Origin of the sequence: Paenirhodobacter huangdaonensis (assembly GCF_004022465.1) — a bacterium.
Classification (GTDB): Bacteria; Pseudomonadota; Alphaproteobacteria; order Rhodobacterales; family Rhodobacteraceae; genus Rhodobacter; species Rhodobacter huangdaonensis.
The window spans coordinates 19,656-40,795 of the sequence record NZ_SAVA01000012.1 but is presented as its reverse complement, the minus strand read 5'-3'; the positions used below and the strand labels follow the sequence as shown (position 1 = coordinate 40,795).

Annotated in this window: 18 protein-coding genes; 12 read left to right on the top strand and 6 right to left on the bottom strand. The window is 71.0% G+C overall.

Translation table 11 applies throughout. The features are described 5' to 3' along the window. Positions 1–23: 23 nt before the first annotated feature. On the bottom strand, positions 24–755 hold the full coding sequence (gene pyrH / locus EOW66_RS17065; RefSeq protein ID WP_128157493.1) for a UMP kinase: 732 nt from the start codon (positions 753–755) through the stop codon (positions 24–26). 135 nt (positions 756–890) lie between these two features. On the opposite strand from pyrH, the gene miaA reads away from it, so the two are divergent. Continuing rightward, positions 891–1,781 (top strand): tRNA (adenosine(37)-N6)-dimethylallyltransferase MiaA, encoded by an 891-nt coding sequence (miaA, locus tag EOW66_RS17060; protein ID WP_128157492.1) that lies wholly within the window; start codon positions 891–893, stop codon positions 1,779–1,781. Between the two features lie 101 nt (positions 1,782–1,882). Next, positions 1,883–2,758, top strand: coding sequence for an AraC family transcriptional regulator (locus EOW66_RS17055; RefSeq protein ID WP_128157491.1), 876 nt, complete (start codon positions 1,883–1,885; stop codon positions 2,756–2,758). Positions 2,759–2,906: 148 nt separating this feature from the next. Here EOW66_RS17055 and adh read toward each other — a convergent pair whose 3' ends face one another. After that, complete coding sequence (gene adh / locus EOW66_RS17050; RefSeq protein WP_239017624.1) at positions 2,907–4,433, bottom strand: aldehyde dehydrogenase; 1,527 nt, start codon at positions 4,431–4,433, stop codon at positions 2,907–2,909. Positions 4,434–4,602: 169 nt separating this feature from the next. After that, positions 4,603–5,739 (bottom strand): hypothetical protein, encoded by a 1,137-nt coding sequence (locus EOW66_RS20515; protein WP_206363731.1) that lies wholly within the window; start codon positions 5,737–5,739, stop codon positions 4,603–4,605. A gap of 170 nt (positions 5,740–5,909) precedes the next feature. Here EOW66_RS20515 and EOW66_RS17040 point away from each other — a divergent pair, with 170 nt between their 5' ends. Together EOW66_RS17040 and EOW66_RS17035 are read left to right on the top strand one after the other, a co-directional pair. Next, positions 5,910–7,163, top strand: a complete 1,254-nt coding sequence (locus EOW66_RS17040) for a metallophosphoesterase family protein (RefSeq protein ID WP_128157490.1) — start codon at positions 5,910–5,912, stop codon at positions 7,161–7,163. Further along, a complete protein-coding gene (locus EOW66_RS17035) occupies positions 7,163–10,510 on the top strand; it encodes a YhaN family protein (RefSeq protein WP_128157489.1) in 3,348 nt (1,115 codons plus the stop codon). Before EOW66_RS17040 ends, EOW66_RS17035 begins: the two co-directional genes overlap by 1 nt. Before the next feature lie 3 nt (positions 10,511–10,513). Here EOW66_RS17035 and EOW66_RS17030 read toward each other — a convergent pair whose 3' ends face one another. The 3 genes from EOW66_RS17030 to EOW66_RS17020 all read right to left on the bottom strand — a co-directional run bounded on the left by EOW66_RS17030 (position 10,514) and on the right by EOW66_RS17020 (position 13,482). After that, entirely contained in the window at positions 10,514–11,485 is a 972-nt protein-coding gene (locus tag EOW66_RS17030; protein ID WP_239017623.1) for a GAF domain-containing protein, read from the bottom strand. A 96-nt stretch (positions 11,486–11,581) separates the two neighbouring features. Beyond that, complete coding sequence (locus tag EOW66_RS17025) at positions 11,582–12,343, bottom strand: RlmE family RNA methyltransferase (RefSeq protein WP_113900172.1); 762 nt, start codon at positions 12,341–12,343, stop codon at positions 11,582–11,584. A gap of 17 nt (positions 12,344–12,360) precedes the next feature. Beyond that, a complete protein-coding gene (locus EOW66_RS17020) occupies positions 12,361–13,482 on the bottom strand; it encodes a Ppx/GppA phosphatase family protein (RefSeq protein WP_113900171.1) in 1,122 nt (373 codons plus the stop codon). Between the two features lie 456 nt (positions 13,483–13,938). On the opposite strand from EOW66_RS17020, the gene EOW66_RS17015 reads away from it, so the two are divergent. The 8 genes from EOW66_RS17015 to EOW66_RS16985 are packed head-to-tail and all read left to right on the top strand — an operon-like array spanning position 13,939 to position 21,116. Continuing rightward, complete coding sequence (locus tag EOW66_RS17015; protein ID WP_128157488.1) at positions 13,939–15,348, top strand: DUF2927 domain-containing protein; 1,410 nt, start codon at positions 13,939–13,941, stop codon at positions 15,346–15,348. A gap of 34 nt (positions 15,349–15,382) precedes the next feature. Further along, the gene (locus tag EOW66_RS20450; RefSeq protein ID WP_164881172.1) at positions 15,383–15,547 is read left to right on the top strand and encodes a hypothetical protein; all 165 of its coding nucleotides are present in this window, start codon (positions 15,383–15,385) and stop codon (positions 15,545–15,547) included. 7 nt (positions 15,548–15,554) lie between these two features. Beyond that, on the top strand, positions 15,555–16,736 hold the full coding sequence (locus tag EOW66_RS17010) for a vWA domain-containing protein (RefSeq protein ID WP_128157487.1): 1,182 nt from the start codon (positions 15,555–15,557) through the stop codon (positions 16,734–16,736). Beyond that, positions 16,733–17,110, top strand: a complete 378-nt coding sequence (locus tag EOW66_RS17005; protein WP_128157486.1) for a hypothetical protein — start codon at positions 16,733–16,735, stop codon at positions 17,108–17,110. Before EOW66_RS17010 ends, EOW66_RS17005 begins: the two co-directional genes overlap by 4 nt. Continuing rightward, on the top strand, positions 17,107–17,718 hold the full coding sequence (locus EOW66_RS17000) for a DedA family protein (protein ID WP_128157485.1): 612 nt from the start codon (positions 17,107–17,109) through the stop codon (positions 17,716–17,718). Before EOW66_RS17005 ends, EOW66_RS17000 begins: the two co-directional genes overlap by 4 nt. 31 nt (positions 17,719–17,749) lie before the next feature. Further along, a complete protein-coding gene (locus tag EOW66_RS16995) occupies positions 17,750–18,430 on the top strand; it encodes a M48 family metallopeptidase (protein WP_128157484.1) in 681 nt (226 codons plus the stop codon). Positions 18,431–18,483: 53 nt separating this feature from the next. Continuing rightward, entirely contained in the window at positions 18,484–19,725 is a 1,242-nt protein-coding gene (locus EOW66_RS16990; protein ID WP_128157483.1) for a hypothetical protein, read from the top strand. Beyond that, a complete protein-coding gene (locus tag EOW66_RS16985) occupies positions 19,722–21,116 on the top strand; it encodes a cytochrome P450 (RefSeq protein WP_128157482.1) in 1,395 nt (464 codons plus the stop codon). The genes EOW66_RS16990 and EOW66_RS16985 overlap by 4 nt, the downstream gene beginning before the upstream one ends. Positions 21,117–21,140: the final 24 nt, after the last annotated feature.

Below are 21,140 nucleotides of genomic sequence, written 5' to 3'. Positions count from 1 at the left end.
AAAGGCGCGGAAATCCGCCGGCCTTACCCCTTCACCGTGGTATAGGTGCCCTGCCCCGCCAGAATGCCGCGGAAGCCACCCGGCTCGTCGAGCGAGAACACGATGATCGGCAGGTTGTTGTCGCGCGCGAGCGCGATCGCCGAGGCATCCATCACGCCGAGGTTCTTCTGCAGGCACTCGTCGTAGCTGACCTGATCGTAGCGCTTGGCATCCGCGAACTTCTTCGGGTCCTTGTCATAGACGCCATCGACCTTGGTGCCCTTGAAGATCGCCTCGCAGTTCATCTCGTTGGCGCGCAGCGTGGCTGCGGTGTCGGTGGTGAAATACGGGTTGCCGGTGCCCGCGGCGAAGATGCAGATCCGCTTCTTCTCGAGGTGGCGCACGGCGCGGCGGCGGATGTAGGGCTCGCAGACCTGGTCCATCGGAATCGCCGAGATCACCCGGGTATGGATGCCGAGCGCCTCGAGCTGCGCCTGCATGCCGAGTGCGTTCATCACCGTGGCCAGCATGCCCATGTAATCGGCGGTGGTCCGTTCCATCCCCTGGGCGGCGCCGGCAAGGCCGCGGAAGATGTTGCCGCCACCGATCACCATGCAGATCTCGACGCCGAGATCATGCACCGTCTTCACTTCGCGGGCGATGCGGGCGACGGTGGGCGGGTGCAGCCCGTAGCCCTGATCCCCCATCAGCGCCTCGCCCGAGATCTTCAGGAGCACGCGTTTGTACTTCACAGTCGGCTCAGCCTCTGCACTCATCCCGGGGATCCTCATTTCGGTTGTCATTGCGGCGCAAAATGTCGCAAATGGCCTCCGGGTTCAACTCGGGAATTCCATCCGTCGTCAGCGGGCGTCAGCGCCCTGCCCCTTGCCTTGGGACTGTTCCGCAAGCCAATGATACCGCTTGATAAAATTCCGGACGACCGTCCCGTTCTGATCGCCGGGGCGACGGCGAGCGGCAAATCGGCGCTGGCATTGGCGCTGGCACAGGCGCGCGGCGGGGTGGTGGTGAATGCCGACGCGCTGCAGGTCTGGTCGTGCTGGCGGCTGCTGTCGGCGCGCCCTTCGGCCGCGGAAGAGGCGCTCGCGCCGCACCGGCTCTATGGTCACAAGGCCCCCGGAGAGGACTATTCCGTCGGCGCCTGGCTGCGCGAGGTGGCGCCGGTCCTGGCTGCGTTCCGCGCCGGCACCGGGCCGCGGCCGATCCTGGTCGGCGGCACCGGGCTTTACTTCACCGCGCTGACCGAGGGGCTGGCCGAGATCCCGCCGACGCCTGCCGCGGTGCGGGCCGAGGCCGATGCGCGGCTTGCGGCCGAAGGCGTGGCGGCGCTGCTCGCCGCGCTTGATGCCGAGACCGCGGCGCGGATCGACCGGCTGAACCCGGTGCGGGTGCAGCGCGCCTGGGAGGTGCAGCGGGCGACCGGACGCGGCCTTGCCGCCTGGCAGGACGCGACCCCTGCGCCGCTCTTGCCGCTTCAGGCCTGCACGCCGCTTGTGCTCGACGCCGGCCGCGACTGGCTCGCCGGGCGGATCGACCGCCGCTTTGCCGGGATGCTCGAGCAGGGCGCGCTCGAGGAGGTGCGGGCGATGCTGCCGGTCTGGGAGCCGCGCGCGCTCTGGGCCAAGGCGATCGGCGCGCCCGAACTCGTCGCCCATCTGCGCGGCGAGATCGACCTCGAGACCGCAACGGCGCAGGCGCAGGCCGCCTCGCGCCAATATGCCAAGCGGCAGCGCACCTGGTTTCGTAGCCGGATGCGGAACTGGCACAACATCCAGACCCCCTGAGTCGCACCGGCAACATCCCGCAAGGGGCTGAATTTTCTGTTGGTAACGGAAACGGCTTCTCTCCTATGCTGCGCCCGTAGCAAGCCAACCGGACCCTGCCCGTGAAACTCTTCACCGCACCGCCGCTGTCGCATCTGTCCCGTTCCCCCGCCGGCGAGACGCCGCGCGAGCGGCAGGCCGCCTGCCTGCCCTCTGCGCCCTCGCAGCTGCGTCTGATGCCGATCGCCCGGCTTGCCCAGGGCGGGCGCTGGCGGGTCGAGGCGATGCGCGCGCTGTCCGAGCCCTGCCTGCTGTGGTTCACCCGCGGCCAGGGCCGGATCACCGTCGGCGGCACCACCCGCGGCTATGGCGCGCATAACGCGATCTTCATCCCGGCGGGCGTGATGCACGGTTTCGACATGAGCCCGCAGACGCATGGCACCGCAGTCTTCTTCGGGGCGGAATGCACCCTGCCGCTGCCGCAGGGCGCGCTGCATCTGCGCATCCGCGACGCCGCCTCGCAGGTCGAGCTCAATGCCCTGCTCGAGGCGGCGCAGCGCGAAAGTGAAAGCGACCGGCCGGCGGCCGATCGCGCGGTGCATCACCACCTTGGCCTGCTCAGCGTCTGGCTCGAGCGGCAGGCGGCCTCGGGCGCGAACGACCTGCCCGCCCCCGATGCCGCGCGCAAGCTGGTGGCGCGCTATGCGACCTTGCTCGAGCGCGAATTCCGCTCGGGTCATGGCGTGGCGGACTATGCCGCCCAGCTTGGCGTGACGCCCACCCATCTGACCCGGTCGTGCCGCTCAAGCTGCGGCCGCGCCGCCTCCGATCTGCTGCAGGACCGCCGTCTTTATGAGGCGCGGCGGCTGCTGTCGGAAACCCGTGCGCCGGTGAAGGAAATCTCGGAAGTGCTGGGCTACACCAGCGCCGCCTATTTCACCCGCGCCTTCCACGCCCGCACCGGCAAGACCCCGTCGCAGTTCCGCAAGGCGCCCTGAGCTCGGCCCCCGTCGCCGCGCGCGGGCCCCGTCTGCGCAACGGAAAAGGCCGCCCGCGGGGCGGACGGCCGAGCCGGACGAAGGGGGGGGAGGTGTCCGGAAAAGAGGACCGCCCCCGAAGGGGCGGCCCCGCTGGGCTGGGGAGGTCTCAGAAGAAGCCCAGCTTGTTCGGATTGTAGGAGACCAGCATGTTCTTGGTCTGCTGGTAGTGGTCGAGCATCATCTTGTGGGTCTCGCGACCGATGCCCGACTGCTTGTAGCCGCCGAAGGCCGCATGGGCCGGATAGGCGTGGTAGTTGTTGACCCAGACGCGCCCGGCCTGGATGTGGCGGCCGAAGCGGTAGCAGGTGTTGATGTCGCGCGACCAGACGCCGGCGCCAAGGCCATACATCGTGTCGTTGGCGATATGCAGCGCCTCCGCCTCATCCTTGAAGGTGGTCACCGAGACGACCGGCCCGAAGATTTCCTCCTGGAACACGCGCATCTTGTTGTGGCCCTTGAGGATCGTCGGCTGGATGTAGAAGCCGTTCGAGAGCTCGCCGTTGAAGCGCGCGGCGTCACCGCCGACCAGCACCTCGGCGCCTTCCTGGCGGCCGATCTGCAGATAGGACAGGATCTTGTCCTGCTGTTCCTGGCTCGCCTGGGCGCCGACCATGGTCTCCATCAGGCGCGGGTCGCCCTGCTTGATCGCCTTGACCCGGGCGATGGCGCGCTCGATGAAAGCCTCGTAGATGTCTTCCTGGATCAGCGCGCGCGACGGGCAGGTGCAGACCTCGCCCTGGTTGAAGGCGAAGAGCACGAAGCCTTCGACCGCCTTGTCGAGGAAGGCGTCATCCTTCGCCATCACGTCCGAGAAGAAGATGTTCGGCGACTTGCCGCCGAGTTCGAGCGTGACCGGGATCAGGTTCTCGGTCGCGGCCTGCATGATCTTGCGGCCGGTCGCGGTCGAGCCGGTGAAGGCGATCTTGGCGATGCGCGGCGACTTGGCGAGCGGCGCACCGACTTCCGGGCCCATGCCGTTGACGATGTTCAGCGTGCCCGGGGGCAGGATGTCCTGGATCAGCTCGGCCAGAACCATGATCGCGGCCGGGGTCTGCTCGGCGGGCTTCATCACGATGCAGTTGCCGGCGGCGAGCGCCGGAGCAAGCTTCCACGCCGCCATCAGGATCGAGAAGTTCCACGGAATGATCTGGCCGACGACGCCGAGCGGCTCGTGGTAGTGATAGGCGACGGTGTCATTGTCGATTTCCGACATCGAGCCTTCCTGCGAACGCAGCACACCGGCGAAGTAGCGGAAATGGTCGATCGACAGCGGGATGTCGGCGGCGGTCGTCTCGCGGATCGGCTTGCCGTTGTCCCAGGTCTCGGCGGCCGCGAGCAGGTCGAGGTTCGCTTCGAGCCGGTCGGCGATCTTCAGCAGCACGTTCGAGCGGTGCGCGGCCGAGGTGGTGCCCCAGGCGTCCTTCGCGGCATGGGCGGCATCGAGCGCCAGCTCGATGTCGGCGGCGTCGGAGCGCGCCACTTCGCAGATCTTGCCGCCGGTGATCGGGGTGATGTTGTCGAAATACTTGCCGCTGACCGGCGGCACGAACTTGCCGCCGATGAAGTTGTCGTAGCGCGCCTTGAACGGCGACACCATCACGCCCTTGAACTCGGCCGACATGTCGGTTGCCATCTGGATTTCCTCCCTGAATGCTGCGGGTCCTCCACGACCCGCGATGCGATCAGGGTGCGCCAGCTTTCCGGAGTTGCATAGCCGCAATGCGCGCGCCGAATGGCCGACTGTCTCGGGGCTGAGACAGGTGCAGGCGCAGAAACCCGGAAGCTGCGGAAAAGGACGGGGCTCAGAAGCCCTCGTCCTCCTCTTCCGTCTCCTCGGCGCTGCGCAGATCCTCGGGCAGCACCGCCACCGGCGCGGCGCCGCCGACCGGATCGGCAAGCAGCGCATCGAGACGCGCATCGCGATCGGGCGCCTCCTCGAGCAACGCCCAAAGTGCCCGCATGTCGTCCTCGAAGCGCGCCTCGCCGACCTCGCCCGCATCACGCAGCTTCTCGACCTCGCGCATCACCTCGATCGCATATTCCGACAGGCCAAGCGCGCGCATCTCGCCATGGAACAGGATGTCGTGGCGGATCGCATGGGCGAAGGCGAAGAGCACGAGCTGCGACAGGGCCTCGCCGGCCGAGAAACCCTGCGCGATGCGGGTGCCGATCAGCGCCTCGCCGGCCATGGTCATTTCCATGCCGAGGCTTTCAAGCAGCTCGCGCAGCCCGTCCATCACCGCCGGATCGACGGCAACGGGGGCGATCGCCGGCACCTCCTCGGGGGCGCCGCCCAGCTCCTCGGTGAAGCCGATCACCCGGGCGCGGGCCGGCGTCGGGCGCGGCGGCACGCGGCGCGGCGGTGCGGCCGCGGCGGGGATGTCTTCGGCGGCCGGTTCGACCGGCGCCACCTCTACGGCCGGGGCTTGCGCGATCAGCGGCTCGGTCACTGCAATCTCGGCGGCGGGGATCTCGGTCACCGCAATCTCGGCCACCGGGGCTTCCGGCGCGGAGGGCTCAAGCACCAGCGGTGCAGCCTCCGGGGCGGCCGGGGCTTCGACGGGCACCTCTTCCGGCGCCGCCTCGACGGCGACCGGCATTTCCGGCGCGACGGCCTCGACGGCGGCCGGTTCGGCCGCGGCAGCGTCGGCCGCCGTCTCGCCGTTCAGCGCGGCGATCAGGGCCCGTCCGGCCTCGGTCGGTGCCAGCACCACCTCGTCCCGGGCGCCGAACAGGCGCTTCAGGAAGGACGGCCGGCGGGTGATCTCGGCGACAAGGCCGGCGCCGATCAGCCCCGGCAGCGGCCGCGCCACCTCGAGCCCACGACCCCGCGCCACCACCTGCAGCGCGGCACGGTCGACGGCACCGCGCTCGGCGTGCAGCTCCGTGACGACGATCAGCAGATCCAGTTCCGGGCGCTCGGGCAGTTTGTCCTGCATGATGCTCTCCTTCGTCAGAGGCGAGCGGCATCGCAGATCGGGCCCGCCCCGTCAATGGAGCGCGGTGCCGCCGCGGGGGTTTCCGCCGGCGCGCCGGCTGCGCTTTCCGCTTGCCTCGGCCCTGCCCGATCTGGTCTTCTGGCGCGGTTCCCGAAAGGCCCCTTCCCGCCGTGGCATTCCGTTTCGTCCATACCGCCGACCTGCATCTCGACTCGCCGCTCGTGTCGCTGGCGCTGCGCGATCCGGTGCTGGCCGCCGAGGTCGGCACCGCCACCCGCACCGCGCTGAGCCGGATCGTCGATCTGTGCCTGGGCGAAGCGGTCGACGCGCTCTTGATCGCGGGCGATCTGTGGGACGGCGCGCAGGGCTCGGCGAAGACGCCGCGGTTCCTGCGCCAGGAGCTTGCCCGTCTGGGGGCCGCGGGGATTCGCACCTTCCTCATCCGCGGCAACCATGACGCGATGTCGAAAGTGACGCGCGAGCTCGAGCCGCCGCCCGGCACCCATGTCTTCGGCGGCCGCGCCGCGACCGAGCTGTTCGAGGCGGCGGGCCGCCCCATCGCCGTGCACGGGCTGAGCTTCGCGCAGGACAGCGCCGCCGAAAGCCTGTTGCCGCGCTATCCCGCCCCGGTGCCGGGCGCGATCAACATCGGCATGATGCACACCAGCCTGAACGGCAGCCCCGGGCACGACAATTACGCCCCCTGCGCGGTCGCCGATCTCGATGCGCAGGGGTATGACTACTGGGCGCTTGGCCATATCCACCGCCGCGCCGAATACCGAGGCCGGTCGGTCGTCGTCATGCCCGGCATGCCGCAGGGCCGCGACATCGGCGAAAGCGGGGAAAAGACCGTCACCCTCGTCACCGTCACCGACGACGGCACGGTGACGACCGAGCCGCGCGCCGTCGCGCCGCTGCGCTTCGAGCGGGTCGAGCTTGACCTGAGCGGGATCACCGACTGGGCCGCCCTGCCCGGCCGGCTTGCGGCGGCTTTGCGCGACGCGGCAGAGGCGGCAAAGGGCACGGCGCTGGTGCTGCGCCCGGTGCTCGCCGGCACGACGCCGCTTGCCTGGCGGATCGGGCGCGACCTCGACCGGCTGACCGAGGAGGCGCGCGCCGCCGCCGAGGCGATCGGCGGGGTCTGGATCGACAAGCTCGAAGCGCGGGTGAGTGGTGGCGATGTGCAGGCCGGCCGCCTGCCCGCCGACCTTTTGCGCCTGCTCAACGACGACCTGCCGGGCGACGCGGGCCTTGCCGCGCAGCTGCGCAAGACCGCCGAGGAACTGCTGCACGACCTGCCGCCCGAGCTGCGCAACCTTCTGGGCGAGGACGAGGCCGCGCTCGAGGCCGGCTGCGCCGCGCTTCTCGCCACCGGCACGGCGCAGCTCCTCGCCCGCCTCGCCCCCGGCGGGGAGGAGGGCTGATGCGGCTCGACCGGCTTGACCTGGCGCGCTATGGCCGCTTCACCGACACCGTGCTCGACTTCCCCGCGCCCGAGCCCGGCGGCCCCGACCTGCATGTCCTCTTCGGCCCGAACGAGGCCGGCAAGTCGACGATCTTCTCGGCCTGGCTCGACCTGCTGTTCGGCATCCCGCTGCGCAGCCGCTATGACTTCCTGCACCCCGGGCCGACGATGCGCATCGGCGCCACGATCCGCACCGAAGCCGGGCCGCTGGCGCTGAGCCGGATCAAGCGCAGCACGGCCAGCCTGCTTGATGCGCACGGCGCCCCCCTGCCTGAAACCGTGCTGCAGGCGGCGCTTGGCGGGCTTGGCCGCGAGGGCTATGGCGCGATGTTCTCGCTCGACGATGACACGCTCGAGCGCGGTGGCGACAGCATTCTGGCAAGCCGTGGCGACCTTGGCGAGATGCTGTTTTCCGCCAGCGCCGGGCTTGCGGGCCTCGGCCCCGAACTCGAGACGATGCGGACCGAGCTTGACGCCTTCCACGCGCCGGGCAAGCGCAAGGGCGCGGTTCGCGAGGCAAAGGCGCGGCTTGGCGAGCTCGACCGGGCGCGGCGCGATCTCGACACCAGCGCGGCGGCGGCGCAGAAACTGGCGCGCGAGGTGGCGGCGGCCGAGGAGGGCTGGACCCGCACCCGCGCCGCGGCCGATGCCGCCGATGCAGCCCTTGCCGCCGCCCGCGCGACCCGCGCCGCGCGGCCGCTGCGCGAGCGCCTCGCCGCGGCCCTGGCCGAGCTTGCCCCCCTCGCCGCCCTGCCCGAGGCCGACCCGGCGCTTGACGAGCAGCTGCGCGCGCTGACCGAGGCGCGGATCGGCATCGACAGCCGTCTGGCCGCCGCCGCGGCGCAGGCCCAGACACTCGAAGACCGGCGCGCGGCCCTCGCCCCCGATCCGGCGGTGCTGGCGCTCACCGCGGATCTGGCCGCGGCCGAGGGGCTGAGCGCGCCGCATGACACCGCCCTCGTTGACCTGCCGCACCGGATCGACGCGGCGCAGCAGATCGAGGCGAGCCTGCGCGCGACGCAGGCGGCGCTTGGCCGGGCCGGGCTGCCGCTCGCGGATCTGCTCCTCAGCCCTGCCCGGCTCGCCGCCCTGCGCGCCGCTCTCGCCCGCCGCTCGGGCCACGAGGCCGCGCTCGCCGCGGCCGGCGCCGAGGCCGAGACCGCGCAAGCCACCCTTGCCGAGGCCGAAGCGCGCCGCACCGTCGCCGGTGCCGGCAGCGATGTATGCGCGCTCGGCGCCCTGCTCGCGCAGATCGGCCGCGACGATCCGGCGGCCACGCTGGCGCTCGCCCGCCGCACCGAGGACCTGGCCCGCGCAGACCTTGTCCAGGCGCTTGCGGCGCTTGCGCCCTGGCGCGGCGATGCGGAGACACTCGCCGCCCTTTCCGTGCCCGCGCCCTGGCAGCTTGCCGGCTGGCAGGCGGCAGCCGAGACGACCCGCACCGGGCTTACCGATGCCACCCGCGCGCTGGCGGCCACCGCCTCCGCACCCGGCGAGACCGACATCCCGGGCGCCGAGGCCGATGCCGATGCCGCGCGCAGCCGGCGCGAGGCGCTCTGGGCCGCGCATCTGGCGACGCTGACCCGCGAGAGTGCCCGCGCCTTCGAGGCGGCGCTGCGCGCCGATGACCGGATCACCGCCGAGGCGGCCGACCGGCTTGCGGCCGCGCGCCTTCAGGCCCGCGAGGCCGCCGCGCAGGACCGGGCCATGACGGAGCTGAGTGCGGCACAGGCGGCCCGCGCCGCGCATCTGGCCGAGGTGGCGGCGGCGACCGAGACGCTTGGCCTCTCGGGTGCCGGGCTCGACGCGCTGCTGTCGTGGCTTTCCGCGCGCGAGACGGCGCTTGCGGCGCAGGCACGGCTCGCCGCGGCCGAGGCCGAGACCACGCGCACAACCGGCGCCGTTGATGCCGCGGCACAGGCGCTTGCGGCACTGCTTGGCCAGCCGATGCCGGCCCCGGGCGGTTTTGCCGCGCTGCGTGCCGAGGCGCTCGCCCGGGTCGAGGCCGCCGGCCGGATCGCCGATCTCGACCGCGCCGCCGAGGCCGCGCGCGAGACCGCCCTGCGCCGCGCACAGGCGCTGGAAAAGGCCGCGGCGCAGCTTGCGGCATGGGATACCGACTGGGCCGCGCTGACCGCGGACACCGCGCTGGCCGGCGAGCCCGTCGAGATCGAGGGGCTGGGCCGGATGCTCGACCTGTTCGACCGGCTCGGGCAGGAGGCCGCGAACCACGCCGCGCTTGCCGACCGGATCACGAAGATGGAGGCGAACCGCGACCGTTTTCGCGCCGCGCTCGCCGATCTGCGCACCCGCCTCGGGCTTGACGACGACACGCCTTGGGCCGCGCTGACCGCCCGCTTGCGCCGCGCCGAGGAAATCGAGCGGCAGCGCGAGGTCCTCGGCGCCGATCTGGCTGCGCTGCGCGCGGCGCAGGCCGCCGACGGCGCCGCGCAACAGGCGAACGAGGCCGGACAGGCCGGGATTGCCGCCCATCTTGGCGCGCCCACGCTGCGCGGGCGGGATCTGGTCACGCATCTGGCCGCCTGCCGCACGGCCGGCACGCTGCGCACCGAGATCGCGCGACTGACCCGCGACCTTGCCGCTCAGCCCGAGCCCGAAGCCGGGGGCGAGGACGACGCCAGCCTCGCCGCGCGCGAAACCGCGCTGCAAGGCGCCGCCGAGATCGCCCGTGCCGACGCCGAGGAAAGCTTTGCCGCGCTGCGCGAGGCACGCCGGCGGCTCGAGGCGGTGGGCGGCGACGATGCCGTCGCCCGGATCGAGGCCGAACGCGCGAACCTGCTCAATGCGCTGGCCGAAGACAGCCGCGCCCATCTTGCCGCCCGCTTCGGCCTGATCGCCTTTGAAACCGCGCTGCGGCGCTATCGCGACAGCCATCGCAGCGCCATGCTCGCCCGCGCCTCCGAGGCCTTCGCGGCGCTGTCGCGGGGCGCCTATGCCGGGCTTTCGGCCGAACCCGACGGCGCGCAGGAACGGCTGGTGGCGCTGCCCGCGGCGGGCGGCGCGAAACTGGCGGCGGACCTGTCGAAAGGCACGCGGTTCCAGCTTTATCTGGCACTGCGGATCGCGGGCTATGCGGAACTCGCCCGCAGCCGTCCGACCGTGCCCTTCATCGCCGACGACATCATGGAGACCTTCGACGACGGCCGCGCCACGGCGGCCTTCACCCTTCTGGGCGAGATGTCACGCCACGGGCAGGTGATCTACCTGACCCACCACCGCCACCTGTGCGAGATCGCGCGCGAGGCCTGCCCGCAGGCGCGGGTGCTCGACCTCACCGCACTCTGACGCTCAGACCTGCAGCCCGAGCGCCTTCGCCTTGCGGTAGAAGGTGGCACGACCGATGCCGAGATCGCGCGCCGCGGCCGAGACATTGCCGCCCGAGCGCGCGAGCGCCCGCGCCATCTCGGCGCGCTGTGCTTCTTCCAGTCCGCCGCGCGTGGTCTGCCCGCTGAACAGATCATCCGCCGGCAGCCGGCCGATGGCGCTGTCCTCGATGCCGAGGTGACGCCGCGCCGCCCGCGTCGCGCCGATCACCAGATCGTCGCGGTCAAGCGCCAGCAGCATCACGCCTTGCGGCGCGTTCTCGCCCGCCCCGGCCGAGAGGATCCGCGCCCCCTCGAAGGAGGCGCGGAACAGGTCCGCCTCGATCCGCTGCGCCGCGTCCTGCACGGTGAGCGCGACGATCCTTGCATAGCCCTCGGCCATGTCGTCGCGCACCGAGGAGATGTCGATCACCCCGGCAAGTTCGCCGGTGGCGCCGAAGACGGGCGAGCCCATGCAGGTCAGTCCGGTGTTGGTCGAGCGGAAATGCTGGTCGCGCCAGACGGTGACGGCGCGGCCCTCGGCCAGACAGGTGCCGATGCCGTTCGTGCCCTCGGCCCCCTCCGACCAGTCGGTGCCGGGCGCGAGGTTCGAGGCGTGGAACTCGCGCTTGTCGCCGTCGCGCACCCGCTCGTCGAGGACGAGCCCCTGCGCGTCGGACAGAAGCACGGTGCAGCCCGCGTCGCAGGCCGCGCGCGCAAGCCGGTCGAGCACCGGGCTCGCGACCCGCACCAGAAGCCCCGCCGCCTCGCGCCGGGCCCGCATCTCGGGCGTCGAGAGCCGCTCGATCGGGCGTTGTGTCGCCGGGTCGAGCTTGTGGTGGATGAGCGAGCGGCGCCAGCTTGCGGCAAAGCCCGCCCGGCCGAGTGCCAGCGGCGAGGTCACCACCGATTGCACGATGTCGGCGTGGTTGCGTTGCATGGTGTTCATCGACGGCATGGCGAAAAGCCTCCCCTCTTTCCGATGCGTCAGGCACGGAAGGATAGCCGGTTCGGGACAGGTGTAAATGCCCCCGGCGGAGGGGCGCCTTACGACTTAGGTCGCAGGCTCTGCCTCATCTTCCGCCCCGCCCTCGTGGCGCTTGCCGCGAAAGCCCTGCGCGACCACGAATTTCTCGGAACTGTCCTTGCGCGAAGCCGGCGGCTTGACGTTCGCGACCTTGGTGAAATTCTTTTTCAGGATGGTCAGCAGCTCCTGCTCGGCGCCGCCCGCCAGCACCTTGGCGACAAAGGTGCCGCCCTCCTCGAGCACGTCGAAGGCGAAATAGGCGGCGTGTTCGCACAGGGTGATGATGCGCAGATGGTCGACCTGCTGGTTGCCCGAGGCGGCGGCGGCCATGTCCGACATCACCACATCGGCCCTGCCGCCGAGCCAGGTCTTCACCTTCTCGTCGGCATCCTCGTCGAGGAAATCAAGCTGGTGGATCTCGGCGCCGGTGATCGGCGTCACCTCCTGCAGATCGACGCCGAGCACGGTGCCCACCCGCTTGCCCGACTTCTCGCCAAGCGCGTTCACCCGCTGCACCGCGACCTGGCACCAGCCCCCCGGCGCGCAGCCAAGGTCGACGACCCGCGCGCCCGGCACCAGGAAGCGGAACTTGTCGTCAAGCTCCAGGATCTTGAAGGCGGCGCGGCCGCGATAGCCTTCCTTCTTCGCGCGCAGGACATAGGGGTCGTTCAGCTGCCGCTCGAGCCAGAGCGTCGAGCTGAGCTTGCGCCCCTTTGCTGTCTTCACGCGCACGCGCAATTCGCGCTGGCCGCGGCCCGAGCTGTTCTTGCCGGAGGGTGTCTTCGCCATTTTTCTCTCCTCGGGCCTCAGATCGGGCCCATTTCCTCGAGCACGCCATCGGCGGCCATCTGTGCGTAGAGCAGCCCCTCGCGCAGGCCGCGGTCGGCCACCGACATCCGGTCGGTCGGCCAGACCCGCATCAGCGCCTGCAAGATCGCCGCGCCCGACATGATCAGTGTGTGCCGGTCGCGCCCGATGCGCGGATCGGCACGCCGGCCCTCGGGGCCAAGCTGCAGGAACCGCCGGATCACCGCGTCGATCTGCGCCGAGGACATCGTCAGCCCGTCGACGCGGGTGCGGTCATAGCGCTTCAGCCCGAGGTGGCAGGCGGCGACCGTGGTCACCGTGCCAGAGGTGCCGATGATCTGGAAGCCCTCTTGCGGGCTGCCCGAGCTGTAGGGGGTGAAATCGGCCAGTTTTTCCTCGAAGAACCAGCTCATCAGCGCGAAGCGCGCCGCGTCGTCCTCGACATCGGCGAACTGGTCCTTGAGCGTGGCAACGCCAAGCGGCACCGAGATCCAGTCGACCACCCGTGCCGAGGGTTCCGGCCCCTCGAGAGCGCGGAACCCGCCCGCGCCCGACATCCGCATGATCGCCCGCGCCCGGTCGGCCGGCGGCACCTTCGAGATGTCGATCCAGACGAGCTCGGTCGAGCCGCCGCCGATGTCGACCACCAGCACCTGTTCGGTGCGCGGGCTGACCAGCGAGGCGCAGGAGATCACCGCGAGGCGCGCCTCTTCCTCGGGCGGGATGATTTCCAGCGGCAGGCCGGTCTCGCGCCGCACATAGCGGATGAAATCGCGGGCATTGCCGGCACGCCGGCAGGCCTCGGTCGCGACCAGCCGCATGCGTTTCACGCCGTGGGATTCGATCTTGCGCCGGCAGATCTGCAACGCCTGCACCGTGCGCGCCATGGATGAACGCGACAGCCGGCCCGAGGCTTCAAGCCCCTGGCCGAGCTGGACCGCTTTGGAAAAGCTGTCCACGACCTGAAACTGATCGCCCTTCGGTCGGGCAATCAGCATCCGGCAACTGTTGGTGCCAAGATCGAGCGCAGCATAAAGCTCGCCCTTCTCGGCGGGGACGGTCGCGGTCGGCTCTACCGGTTTCGGGAACGCGCCCGCAGACCTGGGACGCTTGGGCGCCATTGCACGCCCTCCGATTTCAAGTTGTCCCCAAGGTAGCGATTTGAACGCCCGGGTTCAAGGCGAGAGGTGACGCTGCGGTGACACGATCGCGGGGGGCCGGCGCGGACATGCGATTCGGCGCGCCCCGCACCGCGAAGGCGCAACAATGCCTCCCGAACGGAAGGATTGGCCGCGCGATCGCCGGGGGAGGAATGGGACCGGCGGCCGCAGCCATGCCGCGCGGACTGTTTCCGCCGCTGCAACGGCGCCGCCGGCGGCATGGCAGCACAGCGATGATTCGGCGGAACCGGCCAGCCGGCGTTTCCGCCGGAAGGACAATTTCAGGCCAGTTTCGCAACCGGAGCACCGCAATCGCCGGGCGGCGCCGCCTCGGGGCCGACCTTTCTGCTTGCGAGCCACGGGCTTGCCGGACGAAGCTGAGGCACCGCAATCGTTTGCACCCGGGGAACGACGGCCATGCGTCCGACATCTTCCACGCCGCGCGTGCTGCAGGCCGCACCGCTGCACGCCCTTGCGGCGGTCGCGGTCGCGCTTGCGGTCGCGCTTGCCGGCTGCGCCGGCCCTGCGCCGCAGACGCCGCCGAGCCGCGCCGGCGCGGTGAGTGCCGAACTGCCGCTCGACACGCCGGCCCCGGCGCCACGGCCCGGCGAGCTCTCGAACGCCGCCCTCGCCCGCGATTTCCGCGAGCTGTCCTTCGCGCTCGAGACCGGGCGCGCCCTGCCGGTCTTCACCCGCTTCGAGGGGCCGGTGACCGTCTCCGTCGCCGGCGCGGTGCCCGCCAATGCACCCGCCGAGCTTGACCGGCTGACGGCGCGGCTGCGCACCGAGGCGGGCATTGCAATCGGCACCGGCCTTGGCGGGGCGAACCGGATCACCCTCGATTTCGTGCCGAAACGGCTGCTGCAGGCCGAGGTGCCGGGCGCCGCCTGTTTCGTGGTGCCGAACGTGACGGACTGGGCTGATTACCGCGCCCGCCGGCGCGACCGCGCGACCGACTGGACGACGCAGACGGTGCGCCGCGATGCCACCGTCTTCATCCCCGCCGAGGCCAGCCCGCAGGAGCTGCGCGATTGCCTGCACGAGGAGGTGAGCCAGGCGCTCGGCCCGCTGAACGACCTGTACCGGCTGCCCGACTCGATCTGGAACGACGACAATTTCCAGGCGGTGCTGACGCGCCACGACATGCTGATCCTGCGCGCGACCTACGCGCCCGAGCTGCATTCGGGGATGAGCGAGGCCGAGGTGGCGGCACGGCTGCCGGCCGTGCTTGGCCGGATCAACCCCACGGGCGGGCCGGTGACGGCCCTGCCCGCCGACCCGACGCCGCCGCGCTTTGCGCAGGCGATCGAGACCGCTTTCGGCCCCGGCTCCCCGGCCCGGCGCAAGGCCGCCGCGGCCCGGGCGGTCGCGATCGCCCGGGCCGAAGGCTGGAGTGACAGCCGCACCGGCTTTGCCCTCTTCGCGCTTGGCCGGCTCAGTCTGAAGGACGATCCGCAGGCGGCGCTTTCGGCCTTCCACGCCGCGGGGGCGATTTTCCGCGCCACGCCGGGGGCCGCGGTGCAGGCCGCCCATGTCGACATGCAGCTCGCGGCCCTCGCCCTTTCTTCGGGCCGGCCTGCCGAGGCGCGGGCGCTGAGCGCGCGCGCCATCCCACCCGCGCGGGCGGCCGAGAATGCCGCGCTGACCGCCACGCTCTTCATGATCCGCGCCGAGGCCTGCGCGGCGCTTGGCGACAGCGCCGGGGCCCGGGCCGCCTGGCTCGACTCGCAGCACTGGGCACGCTATGGCTTTGGCTCGGACGCCGCGGTGCGGGCCCGCGCCACCGAGGTGGCGGCGCTCGCCGAAGCCGGGGCACAGCTGAACTGAGCCGGCACCGCCCGGCCGCATCCGGGGAGGCGGGATGTATATTCTGGCAGGGCTGGTGATCGGCGCGCTGATCGGCGCGACACGGGCGCGGCGACGTGGTGGCAACGGGCTCGACCAGCTGCAATATGCGGCGGTCTTCGGCATTCTCCTTGCGCTCGCGGGGCTTTTCATCACCATCATGCTGAACCGGATGGCGTGAGGCGCGGATGTTCCTGCCCTTCTTCGAAGCCCTGCGGCGTGGCGGCGTGCCCGTCTCGCTGCGCGAATACCTGGCCTTTCTCGAAGGGCTGGCGGCGGGGCTGTGCACCTATGACCTCGACGGCTTCTATTATTTCGCCCGCACCACGATGGTGAAGGACGAGCGCCACCTCGACCGCTTCGACCGCGCTTTCGCCGAGGCCTTTTCCGGCATCGAGGCGATCGCCCCCGAGGCCGTGCTCGAGGCGCTCGATCTGCCCGGCGACTGGCTGGCGAAGCTCGCCGAGAAGCACCTCAGCGACGAGGAAAAGGCGGCGATCGAGGCGCTTGGCGGCTTCGACAAGCTGATGGAGACGCTGCGCCAGCGCCTGGCCGAGCAGAAGGAGCGCCATCAGGGCGGCTCGAAATGGATCGGCACCGCCGGCACCTCGCCCTTCGGCGCCTATGGCTACAACCCCGAAGGGGTCCGCATCGGGCAGGACAAGTCACGTCATCAACGCGCCGTAAAGGTCTGGGACAAGAGGGAATTCCAGGATCTCGACGACACCGTCGAACTTGGCACGCGCAACATCAAGGTGGCGCTGAAGCGGCTGCGGCAATGGGCCCGCGCCGGCGCCCATGAAGAGCTCGACCTGCCCGGCACGATCCGCGCCTCGGCCGAGGCGGGTTACATCGACGTGAAGACCCGGCCCGAGCGGCGCAACGCCGTCAAGGTGGTGCTGTTTCTCGACATCGGCGGCTCGATGGATGCGCATGTGAAACTGGTCGAGGAGCTGTTCTCGGCGGCCCGGGCCGAGTTCAAGCATCTCGAACATTTCTATTTCCACAACTGCCTTTACGAGGGGGTGTGGAAGTCGAACCGGCGCCGCTGGGACGAGGTCACGCCGACCTGGGAGGTGCTGCACCGCTTCGGCCCCGACTACAAGTGCCTCTTCGTCGGCGACGCCTCGATGAGCCCCTACGAGATCACCCATGCGGGCGGCGCGAACGAGCACTGGAACCCCGAACCCGGTGCGCTCTGGCTTGCCCGCGCCCGCGAGCAATGGCCCGCGCATGCCTGGCTCAACCCAGTGCCCGAACGGCACTGGGGCCACACCCCGTCGATCGGCATCGTGCAGCGCGAATTCGAGGGGCGGATGTTCCCGCTGACCCTCGACGGCATCACCCGCGCGATGCGGATGCTCGGATGAAGGGGCGCGCGGCCCTAGCCCGGCTCTGGCACGAGCAACGCCTTGTCGTCATCGCCTTTGCGCTCGCCGTGGCGCTGACCGCCTTCTTCGGTGGGCGGATGGTGGTGCGGGCGGTCTACTGGTCGAGCCCCGCGCATCACCGGCAGATGCCCGAGCCCTGGATGACGCCGGGCTACATCGCGCGCAGCTGGCACCTGCCGAATGGCGCACTCGATGCGGTGCTCGGCCCGCGTGACGGCGGCCGGCGCTCGCTCGAGGAGATCGCGCGCGACCGCGGCATCCCGGTGGCACAGCTGCTCGACGAGCTGGCGGCGGTGCTGCCGACACTGCCCCCGCTTGCCCCCGGCGCCGATCCGGATCAGCCGCCGAAATGAGCCTTGCCGCCCTGTCCGACTGGTTCCTCGCGCAGCTGCCGCTCTACGGGCCGGCGCTGCTCGGGATCACCACCTTCCTCAGCTGCCTCGCGCTGCCGGTGCCCTCGTCGCTGATGATGATCGCGGCGGGCGCCTTCGTCGCCTCGGGCGATCTGTCGCTGCCGATGGTGGCCGCGACCGCCTATGCCGGCGCGGTGACGGGCGATCAGCTCGGCTTCCTGCTTGGCCGCCGCGCCGGGCGCTTCCTGCCAAAGCCGGGCACGCGGCGCGGCGATCTGATCGCCGCGGCGATGGACGGCCTGCGCCGGCGTGGCAGCGTCACGGTGTTTCTCAGCCGCTGGCTGTTCTCGGCGCTCGGCCCCTGGGTGAACCTTGCCGCCGGCGCCTCGGGCTTTGCCCATCCGCGCTTCGCCCTTGCCGATCTGCTGGGTGAGGCGGTCTGGGTCGCGGCCTATGTCGGGCTTGGCATCGTCTTCGGGGCGAACCTGCAGGCGGCGGCCGACCTTGCGGCGAATGCCGTGGGCTTCCTCGGCGCGGGCGCCGCGGCCCTCGCGCTTGGGGCGTGGCTGTGGCATGCGCTGCGCGCAAGCACGCGCGGCGGCGCTTGACGCCCCCGCCCGAAGCCCCCACATCGGCTCCATGCTCCTGCGCCTTCTGCCCATCCTGCTGATGCTCGCCTACGGCCTCGTGCTGTGGCACTTCTCGGCGCGCAGCCTCGCCCGCGCGCTCGACGCGAAATCGCGCCGGCTCAACGACAGCCGCCTTGCCCCGGTGCTCGACCGCCTCGCCGCCGCGCTTGGCGTCGCCACGGTGCCCGTCCATGTCTACGAGATCGAGGCGGTGAACGGCCTTGCCGCCCCCGACGGCCGCGTCTTCCTGACCGAGGGCTTCCTGCGGCTGTACCGCGACGGCCGGGTCAGCGCCGAGGAGATCGGCGCCGTCATCGCGCATGAGCTTGGCCATGTCGCGCGCGGCCATGCCCGGCGGCGGATGATCGACTTCACCGGGCAGAATGCGCTGCGCGCGGTGCTGGCGGGCGTGCTCGGCCGGATGATCCCCTTCGCCGGGGTCTGGATCGCCAACACCCTGACCACGGCCCTTGCCGCGAAACTCAGCCGGCGCGACGAGTTCGAGGCCGACGAATTCGCCACCGCACTGCTGATCAAGGCGGGCTATGGCGCCGGCCCGCAGATCGCGCTGTTCGAGAAGCTCGAGGCGCTGACCGGGGCGACGGCGATGCCCGCCTGGCTTGCCACCCACCCGGCCGCCCCCGAGCGCATCGCCGCGATCCGCCGTCATCTCGCCCGCTGGCAGGGTTAATCCCTTACCTTCGGCCCTTTTGCCCGCTAGTCTCGGAAAAAACCGAGGCCCGCATGACCGCAGATCAGCCGCAGACAGAGGAGGCGCGCCGCGTGCGCCGGCGCCGGGTGTTCTACATCCCGGGCTATGACCCGATCCACCCGCGCCGCTACCGCGAGCTTTACCGCAAGGAAGGCGCTGCTCAGGCGGAGATTTCGGGCTATGAGATCGCGCTTGCCCCGAAGCGCGGCGGCGGCCCCTATGGCTGGCGCGTGCGCTCGGTGCAGGCGGGCGAGACGGTCGAGGCCGCGGTCGAGGTGCTGGTCTGGTCCGACATCGTGCGCGACAGCATGGGCGCCTCGATCCCCGAAACCTACGCGCAACTCGTCCGCACCGCCTGGACCTATATCGCCTCGGGAGCACTCTTCCGACTGATGCGGCTGCGCAAGGGGCCGATCATCGCCGCGCTCTACCCGATCTTCGCCCTCCTCGCACAGGCCCTTGCGGGCGTGCTGCTGGGCTGGGGCATTGCCGCGGCGCTGCTCGCCCTGCTGCCGCCCTTTCCGTTCAGCGCGCTTGCGGGGCTGGTGCTTGGCGCCGCCGTGCTTGCCGTCACGCTGCGCTGGTTCCGGGCGAAGGACGGCAAGTTCTATGCCTATTACCTGATGCACGACTATGCCTTCACCGCGCGGTGGGGCGGCGCCAACCCGCCGCGCCTCGAGGCGCGGATGGCCGCGTTCGCCGACACCATCGCACAGGCGCTGACCGAGGACTGGGACGAGGTGCTGGTGGTCGGCCACAGCTCGGGCGCGCATCTCGCCGTCTCGATCCTTTCCGACCTGATCCGGGCGGGCCGCGTGCCCGCCACGGGCCCCGCGCTCGGCTTCCTCTCGCTCGGCCAGGTCGTGCCGATGGTCAGCTTCCTGCCCCGCGCCACCCGGCTGCGCGCCGATCTCGCCTTCCTTGGCGCGCGGCCCGAGCTGAGCTGGGTCGATGTCACCGCCCCGGGCGATGGCTGCGCCTTTGCGCTGTGCGATCCGGTCAAGGTGACAGGCGTCGCGCCGCCCGAGCAATTCCAGCCGCTGATCCTCTCGGCGGCCTTCACCCAGACCCTCAGCCCCGAACGCTGGCAGGCGCTGCGCTGGCGCTTCTTCCGGCTGCATTTCCAGTATCTGTGCGCCTTCGACCGACCGGGCGACTACGACTATTTCCGCATCACCGCCGGCCCGCAGACGCTGGCCGAACGCTTCCGCGACCACCCCCCGTCAAAAAGCCGCATTGAGCGCGCCGCAAACCGCTATACCACGATCGCATGACCGCGCCGCTGCCCCCGAAACCCGCCCCGCGCCCCGACAAGGTGTCGCTCTGGCGCTATTTCCGCCTGTTCCGCGCCGATATCCTCTCGGCGCAGCCGGCGCGGCTTTACCGCGCCTGGATGGCCGAGTTCCGCACCCCCTTCTTCCGCTCCTTCCTGTGCAACGACCCGGCGCTTGTCGCCCGAGTGCTGAAGGAACGGCCGATGGATTTCCCGAAATCCGACCGGGTGCGCGAGGGGCTGGCGCCGCTGCTGCGCGACAGCGTGTTCCTGACCAATGGCGAGACCTGGCTGCGCCAGCGCCGGATCATCGACCCGGCCTTCGAGGGCGGCCGCCTGCGCGACACCTTCCCCGCGATGTGGGAGGCCGGGCAAGCCTGCGTCGCCCGGCTGCGCACGAAGATCGGCACGGAACCCATTGAGATCGAATCGGAAACATCGCATGCCGCGGCCGATGTGATCTTTCGCACCCTGTTCTCGATCCCGATCGAGGATACCACCGCCTCGGCCGTCTTCCACGAGTTCCGCCGCCATCAGAACGCCTCGCCGGTGGTCAATCTCGGCGCGCTGCTGCCGCTGCCGCGCTGGTTCCCGCGCTTTCATTCGCGCGCGACGAAACGCACCGCCGCCCGCATCCGCGCGCTGATCGAGCGCCTCACCGCCACCCGCGCCGCCGAGATCGCGGCAGGCACCGCGCCTGACGATCTGGCGACGAAGATCATGACCACCCCCGACCCGGTGACCGGCGCGCGCTTCGGAACCTCCGAGATGGTCGATCAGGTGGCGATCTTCTTTCTCGCCGGGCACGAGACCTCGGCCTCGGCGCTCGCCTGGTCGCTTTACCTGCTCGCCCAGAACCCCGACTGGCAGGACCGGGTTGCCGCCGAGGCCGACGCGGTCATCGGTGAGGAAATCCCTTATTTCTCAATCCTGAACCGGCTGAAGCTCAGCCGTGCGGTGTTTCGCGAGGCGCTGCGGCTCTACCCGCCGGTGCCGATGTTCGTGCGCGAGGCGCGCTGTCCCGAGACCTTCCGCGAGCGCGCGGTGCCGAAGGGCGCACAGGTGGTGATCAGCCCCTGGCACCTGCACCGGCACGAGCGGATCTGGGACAACCCGGACGGCTTCGATCCCGCCCGCTGGGAGAGCGAAAACGGCAAGGAGGCGCAGCGCTGCGCCTATATCCCGTTCTCAACCGGCCCGCGCGTCTGCCCGGGGGCGGGATTTGCCATGGCCGAGGGGCCGCTGCTGCTGTCGCTGCTCATCCGCGCCTTCCGCTTCGAGGTGGTGGCGGGCGCGGTGCCGGTGCCGGTCGCGCATCTGACGGTGCGCGGCAAGGACGGCATCCGGCTGCGGCTGAGCCCGCGCGAGGGGGCGCTGCCCCCTCGGCCCTGACGGGCCTCACCCCCGGGATATTTG